The organism is Methylibium rhizosphaerae, from assembly GCF_006386545.1.
GTDB lineage: Bacteria > Pseudomonadota > Gammaproteobacteria > Burkholderiales > Burkholderiaceae_C > Pseudorivibacter > Pseudorivibacter rhizosphaerae.
Genome location: NZ_SWAR01000037.1, coordinates 48,183 through 55,403, shown reverse-complemented (window position 1 = coordinate 55,403; position 7,221 = coordinate 48,183). Strand labels below are relative to the sequence as shown.

The window sequence follows — 7,221 nt, the reverse complement described above, 5'->3', positions numbered from 1 at the left end:
CTTGCCTTGGAGGACTGCCTGAGTCGACTTCATTTCCGAACCTCCTTTGCACAGAGAACAGGAAATTCCCGTTGTAGACCAACGCGGCTGACGCGGGTGGTCCTCCATAGGATCTCGGGGGAGTGGCCGATGTACTCATCGGCCGAGGGGCAGACATCACTGCACTATCTTGCCGCCCTCGCCAATCATCGCGAAATCGACGTAGCGCGAGCCGGTGCGGCCGGGCTGGCTGAAGTCGAGCGTGTAGCCGCCGAGGTCCAGGCCGCCCTTCTCGAGCGCTGCGGTGATGGCAGGCGCCGTCATGGCGGTGGCGCGCTCCATCGCCTTCACCAGCGCCTTGGCGGCGATGTAGCCCTCGATCGAGCGGGCCGACAGGTCCGGGTCCTTGGAGGCCTGGCGCAGCTGCAGGTACTCGCGCACCACCGCACGGTTGGTCTCGCCGGACAGCGGCAGCACCACCGAGAAGGCATAGCCGCGGGCCCGCTCGCGCCCCAGGGTCTTGAGCAGCGCATCGGTGTCGATGATCGACATGCCGTACATCGTGGCCGGGCCGTTGGCCTCGCCGTACTGCTTGACGAACTGCACCGCCGCCGCGGTGGTCGCGCCCAGGAAGATCACCTGCGGGCCGGCCTTGAGCATCTCGGCAACGGCCTTCTCTACCGCGACCGTGTTGCGCGCATAGCTGGAGCGCGCCACCAGCGTCACGCCGTAGCGCTTGGCTGCAGCTTCGGCACCGGCCACCACGTCCTTGCCGAGGCCATCGTCCTGGTAGACCACGCCCACGCGCTGGATGCCCAGGCCGGAAAGCTGGTCGAACAGGCGGCCGATCTCGTCGTGGTAGCTGGCCTTCACCACATGCATGCCGTCGGCCTGCGCCACCGAGGCGGCGCCCGAGACGGCCCCCACCATCGACACCTTCTGCTTGACCAGCACGCCGTCACGGGCCAGCGCCTCGAGGTTGGCGGTCCCCACGCTGCCGATCAGCGCCACCGGCTGCGCCTGGGCGATCAGCTCATTGGTGAGGCGCACGGTTTCCTCGGGCTTCTGCGCGTCGTCGCGGGTGACCAGCTGGATGCGCTGGCCGCGCACGCCGCCCTTGGCATTCACTGCGTCGAAGTAGAGCCGCGCGCCTGCGTTCATGGCCCGGCCGGTCACCGCCTGCGGGCCGCTGAAGGGCGCCACCTGGCCGATCACCACGTCGGCCTGCGCGGCGCCGGTGCCCATCCACAACGCTGCGGCGCCCAGCATGGCCCGCCACGCAGTGCTCACGACCGATCGCTTCTGTTGACTGCTTCTCATGTGTTCGTACTTCCCGACAACGTCGCTGGTTGGTTGGCTGCGATGTTCGAGGCAGCGCTATCTCTGCGGCTCGAAAAAAGAGGCGGCTGGTGGCCGCCCCTGGCGCGCGATTCTAAGAAGCAGCCTAGGGTTAACCCTCGCGAAATGGCACCGTGGCGGCGACCTCCGTGAAAAACTGCACGCCCTCGTTTGCGGGGCCTGCCCCCGACGGGCATGCAGACTGCCCATACAATGCGCGCCGTAGTTCACCCAAGGCCGTCGTCCTGAGGTCTGTCGCTCGTTGTGTGCCGCCCCGTGCCGCGCACGTTCCGCCCGAATCCCCGAGTCACGTTTCTTGAGTCGTACTGCCCTCGCGTGCAGCGCTGTGCCGCGCGCGGGTTTTTCAGTTCAACCACAGCAGTCAGACAGATAGATAGGAAACGTGACATGAGCGTGCAAACCGGCACCGTCAAATGGTTCAACGATGCCAAGGGCTATGGCTTCATCGCGCGCGACGGCGGCGGCGAAGACCTGTTCGCCCACTTCCGCGACATCCAGGGCAACGGCTTCAAGACCCTGGTCGAGAACCAGCGTGTCGAGTTCGAAGTGAAGCAAGGCCAGAAGGGCCCGCAAGCCGCGAACATCCGCCCGCTGTAAGGCGAGCCTCGCGTGCAGGAAGACCGCAGCAGCCGCTGCGGTTTTTTTTCGCCTGTGCGGCGCACGGCAGCCTCGCGCGGCGCGACCGGCTTTGTGGCAGAGTCGCCCGCAGTCCTGGTCCACAAGAGGAACCTCCATGAGCGAAGCCGCTGCCAACGAAGAAGTCATCGTCAAGTCCGACAGCATCACCGACAAGCTGACCTTCAAGTCGCGTTTCGTGCTGCTGTTCGGCGAGATCAACGACAAGCTCGCCCGCGCCACCTGCGAACGGCTGATCGCGCTGGCGCAGGAATCCGACGCGCCCATCCACATGCTGGTCTCGTCGCCCGGCGGGCATGTCGAGTCCGGTGATGCCATCCACGACATGATCCGTTTCATCGGAGCGCCGGTCACCACCATCGGCAGCGGCTGGGTGGCCAGCGCCGGCACGCATGTGTACCTGGCGGCACCGAAGGAACGCCGCGTGTGCCTGCCCAACACCCGCTTCATGATCCACCAGCCGGCAGGCGCGGCCGGCGGCCAGCAGACCGACATCGCCATCCATGCACGCGAGATCATCAAGACCCGCGAGCGCATCGCCCGCGTCACGGCCCGCGAGACGGGGCAGCCCTACGACAAGGTGCTGGCCGACATGGAACGCGACTTCTGGCTGAGCGCCGAGGAAGCCATCGCCTACGGCCTCGTGTCGCGCGTCGTCGAGCGCCAGTTCGACCTCATGGGCTGAGGCTGTTCGCCGGCAAGGCATGGAGCTTGCCGCCCCTTGCTGCAGGGGCCGCGGCGCGACGCGGCGGCCCGCAACTGCGAAAGGAGAGCACCATGCCTCAGTCCGCCTGGAGCGCCAAACGCGAGCGGCAGTACCAGCACATCAAGCAAGGCCTCAAGTCGCGCGGCAAGAGCGAAGACCTCGCAGAAGAGATCGCCGCGCGCACCGTCAACAAGGAGCGCGCCCAGCACGGCGAGTCCAAGACGGCCAGCCGCTCGTCGGTCAAGGACGCCTCCCCCGGCCACCGCGGCGGCAAGCGTTCGCACAGCGGCGAAGGCGGCCGCACCTTCGAGCAGCTCTACAACGAGGCACGCCAGCGCGGCATCAAAGGGCGCTCCGGCATGAACAAGCAGCAGCTGCTCAAAGCTCTTTCCCACTGAGCAGCCAGATATCTTTCACCGCGGAGGCCTCCGCGGTGGATGCATGGGTCACACCCTCGCGGGCACGAGCGCCTTGGTGAACAGCGTGGCGCCGGTCAGGTCCTTGAGGGCCACTGTCATGACGCGGCTGCGGGCGTCGATGTCCACCTGGCCGAAGAACTGGAAGCCCGCCGAGGGCGGTGCATTCGCCTCGGGCGGCGCCTTCTGGTAGACCACCTGCAGGCCGAAGGTCGCGTCCACCGCGTTGGGCCCGAAGCTGCCCGCATTGAGCGGGCCCGAGACGAACTCCCAGAACGGGTCGAAGTCGCCGTAGACCGCCCGGTTCGGGTCGTAGTAGTGCGCCGCCGTGTAGTGCACGTCGGCGGTGAGCCACACCACGTTGTCGATGCGCGCGCGCTTGATCGCGGTGAGCAGGCGCGCGATTTCCAGCTCGCGGCCGGACGCAGGGCCGTCGACGCCGTTGGCCACCGCCTCCCAGCGGGCGCGGCCCTGGGCGTCCTTGCCATCAGGCACGTGCAGACCGATCGGCATGTCGGAGGCGATCACCTTCCAGGTGGCCTTCGAACGCTTCAGTCCCTCGAGCAGCCAGGCCATCTGCTCGCGGCCCAGGAAGGCGGTTTCCGGGCCTTCGGCCGCCTGGGTGTTGTGGGTGTTGGGGCCGCGGTAGCTGCGCATGTCGATCACGAAGACGTCCAGCAGCGGGCCGTACGGCACGTGGCGATATACCCGCTCGCTCTCGACGTCGGCGGCGTGGCGCAGCGGCGCGTATTCGAGGAAGGCGCGCGTCGCCCGGCCGGCAAGCAGCGGGATGTTCTTTTCGGTGTAGCGCGCGTCGGCCGAGAGATCCTTCGCATCCGACCAGTTGTTGGTGACCTCGTGGTCGTCCCACTGCCAGATCTGCGGCACCTCGCGGGCGAAGCGCTGCACGTTCGCATCCATCAGGTTGTAGCGATAACGGCCGCGGAATTCGTTGAGCGTCTCGGCGACCTTGCTCACCTCTTCGGTGACCACGTTGCCCCAGACGCTGCCGTCCTTCAGCTGCACCGCCGACTGGATCGGGCCGTCGGCATAGATGGTGTCGCCGCAATGCAGGAAGAAGTCCGGCTGCTCACGCCGCATCTGCTCGTAGATCTTCATGCCGCCCCAGGCGGGGTTGATGCCCCAGCCCTGGCCGGCCGTGTCGCCGCTCCAGACGAAACGCACGTCGCGCGACACGCCGTGACGATGCCCATGGCCATGCCCGCCCGGCGCCAGGCGCAGGCGGCCGGCCACCGGCTCGGACAGCACACGTTCGTTGCCCAGGTCCTGCAGCACCACGCGGTAGTGGATCTGCTGGCCCTGCGGCAGGCCGGTGAGGTCGATGCGGCCGGTGTAGTCGCTCTCGGGCAGCAGGTAGGGCCCGCGCACCCGCTGGGCATCGGCAAAGTTCTCGCGCGCGGACCATTCGACCCACAGCCGCGAAGGCCGGTCGCCGCGGGCCCACACGATGGCGCTGTCGGCGGTGACGTCGCCGGTCTGTACACCATGGGGCAGCTGCGGGCGCGCACCGTCGCGCGTGATCACACCAGGCGCCTGCTGCGCGCGCAGGATGCGGGGCAGGCCCAGGCCGGCAGCGCCGATCCAAAGGCCCTGGCTGAGGAGAAGGTCGCGGCGTTTCATCGTGGGATCCCTTGTTCTTGCAATGACGCGCGAGCATCACAGCCGGCCTTGACAACCATGTGTCAGCGCAGCTCGACCGTTTGCACACAAGTCCATACAGACCGAGCGCGACTCGACGGCATGATGCGTGCCCTGGAGGACCGCGGCCATGAACAAACAAGAGAAGCAGCGTCGCAAGCCGGTGCTCGTTGCACTGCTGACCACCGCCGCGCTGAGCGCCTGCGGCGGCGACGACGACCCGCCCCCTGCGCCCAATGCGCCCCCGGTGGCAACCATCACCGCCCCGGCGGCCGGCAGCAGCTTCCGCGCCGGCGACACCCTCACCTTCACCGCGAACGGCACCGACGCCGAGGACGGCACGCTCGGCAGCTCACAGCTCACCTGGTGGGTCGACCTGCACCACGACACCCATACCCACCCGGCGGTGCAACCCACGCAGGGCGGCGGCGGCAGCTTCACCGTGCCGACGCAGGGCGAGACTTCCGACAACATCTGGTACCGATTCCACCTGCGCGCCACCGACAGCGCCAACCAGAGCGTCGAAGTCACCCGCGACGTGATGCCGCAGAAGGCCCAGGTCACGCTGGCCACCGTCCCCGCGGGGTTGCAGCTCACACTCGACGGCCAGCCGGTGGCCGCCGCGCCTCACGTCTTCACCGGCGTGGTGGGCATCGAGCGCACGCTCGGCGCGGCCAACCAGACCTTCAACGGCCGCCGGTACCTGTTCGCGGGCTGGAGCGACGGCGGCAACGCCAGCCACACCATCTCCACGCCGGCGGCCAACACCACCTACACCGCCAGCTTCACCGACGACGGTCCGGTGGCGAACCAGCCGCCCACCGTGTCGCTCTCGACTGCGGCCACCGGCACGGTCGGCGTGGCGCAGACACTCGCCGCCACCGCGAGCGACGGCGACGGCAACGTCACCCGGGTGGAGTTCTTCGAGAACGGCACACGCCTGGGCGAAGACACGTCCAGTCCCTACACCTTCAGCTGGACGCCCGCCGCCAGCGGCAGCCGCAGCCTCACCGCCCGCGCCACCGACAACGACGGCGGCATCACGACCAGCAGCGCCGTGACCGTCGATGTCGCGCCGGCAGGCGGACCCGACACGCAGGCCCCCACCGCCACCCTCACCGCGCCGGCCCACCTGCAGACCGGGGTGACCGGCACGCTCGCCATCACGGCCGACGCCAGCGACAACGTCGGCGTCGCGGGAGTCGAGTTTCAGGTCGACGGCGTGGCCATCGGCAGCGAAGACACCACCGCGCCGTATGCCGCCAGCATCGACGCCGGCCTCTACACCGCGGGCCAGCACGTCGTGCGGGCCCGCGCGCGAGATGCGGCCGGCAACCGCTCGGCCTGGGCCAGCGCGACCATCCGGGTGGGTGGCAGCCGCGGCGTGCAGGACGGCTTCACCCGCAACGAGGGCTGGATCACCGGGCTGTCGAGCGCCACCGCCTTCGCGCAGGCGCCCGATGGCCGCCTCTTCGTGGCACAGCAGGGCGGCGCGCTGCGGGTGGTGAAGAACGGCGTGCTGCAGGCCACGCCGTTCCACACCTTCGCGGTCGATTCGGCCGGCGAGCGAGGCCTCCTGGGCGTGGCCTTCCACCCCGACTTCGCCAGCAATGGCTGGGTCTATGTCTACTACACCACCGCCTCGGGCGGCACCCACAACCGGGTGAGCCGCCTGGTGGCCAGCGGCGCCAACCCCGACGTCTCCGACGGCAGCGACACCCAGTTGGTGAACCTGCCCGGCCTGTCGTCGGCCACCAACCACAACGGCGGCGCCCTGCACTTCGGCCTCGACGGCAGGCTCTACGTGGCGGTGGGCGACAACGCCAGCGGCGCCCGGGCCCAGGACCTCGCCGACCCCTTCGGCAAGATGCTGCGCTTCAACGACGACGGCAGCATCCCCACCGACAACCCGTTCTACGGCCAGCAGACCGGCCTGGCCCGGGCGGTGTGGGCCTACGGCCTGCGCAACCCGTTCACCTTCGCCGTGCAGCCGGGTACCGGCAGGATCCACATCAACGACGTGGGCCAGAACACCTGGGAAGAGGTCAACGTGGGCGCACCCGGCGCCAACTACGGCTGGCCGGGCTCCGAGGGGCCCGACAACGTGAGCGGCGGCCTCACCGGGCCCTTGTTCACCTACCGGCACAGCAACACATCCCCAGCAGGCAGCGGCCCGGGCGGCTTCTTCGTCGGCTTCGCGATCGCAGGCGGCGCCTTCTACCCCGCCAGCGGCCCGTTCCCCGCGGCCTACCGCGGCAACTACTTCTTTGCCGACTATGTGAGCCGCTTCGTCGGTCGGCTGGATGCCGCCAACAACCATGCGGCATACGCCTTCGCCACGCTGTCCGACGCGCCGGTGGACATGCTGGTCGGCGCCGACGGCGCGCTGTACGTGCTGACCCGCGGATCCATCACCCGCATTTCGTCACCCTGAAGAAACCGCGAGCCGCATGGCGGCCCGCACAA

The 7,221-nt window shown here is 68.8% G+C and carries 6 protein-coding genes; 4 read left to right on the top strand and 2 right to left on the bottom strand.

All coding sequences use genetic code 11. The features are described from left to right. Window positions 1–156 precede the first annotated feature (156 nt). A complete protein-coding gene (locus tag E8D38_RS22005; RefSeq protein WP_246099604.1) occupies window positions 157–1,269 on the bottom strand; it encodes an ABC transporter substrate-binding protein in 1,113 nt (370 codons plus the stop codon). A 456-nt stretch (window positions 1,270–1,725) separates the two neighbouring features. Here E8D38_RS22005 and cspE point away from each other — a divergent pair, with 456 nt between their 5' ends. The 3 genes from cspE to E8D38_RS21990 all read left to right on the top strand — a co-directional run bounded on the left by cspE (window position 1,726) and on the right by E8D38_RS21990 (window position 3,078). Beyond that, window positions 1,726–1,935, top strand: coding sequence for a transcription antiterminator/RNA stability regulator CspE (cspE, locus tag E8D38_RS22000; protein ID WP_140635632.1), 210 nt, complete (start codon window positions 1,726–1,728; stop codon window positions 1,933–1,935). Between the two features lie 136 nt (window positions 1,936–2,071). Next, window positions 2,072–2,659: an ATP-dependent Clp protease proteolytic subunit gene (locus E8D38_RS21995; RefSeq protein WP_140635630.1), complete on the top strand. Its 588-nt coding sequence runs from the start codon at window positions 2,072–2,074 to the stop codon at window positions 2,657–2,659. Window positions 2,660–2,751: 92 nt separating this feature from the next. After that, window positions 2,752–3,078 (top strand): plasmid stabilization protein, encoded by a 327-nt coding sequence (locus tag E8D38_RS21990; protein ID WP_140635628.1) that lies wholly within the window; start codon window positions 2,752–2,754, stop codon window positions 3,076–3,078. Between the two features lie 48 nt (window positions 3,079–3,126). Here the strand turns inward: E8D38_RS21990 and E8D38_RS21985 are convergent, their stop codons facing one another. After that, entirely contained in the window at window positions 3,127–4,737 is a 1,611-nt protein-coding gene (locus E8D38_RS21985; protein ID WP_140635625.1) for an alkaline phosphatase D family protein, read from the bottom strand. 148 nt (window positions 4,738–4,885) lie between these two features. On the opposite strand from E8D38_RS21985, the gene E8D38_RS21980 reads away from it, so the two are divergent. Then, the gene (locus E8D38_RS21980) at window positions 4,886–7,189 is read left to right on the top strand and encodes a PQQ-dependent sugar dehydrogenase (RefSeq protein ID WP_140635623.1); all 2,304 of its coding nucleotides are present in this window, start codon (window positions 4,886–4,888) and stop codon (window positions 7,187–7,189) included. Window positions 7,190–7,221 lie beyond the last annotated feature (32 nt).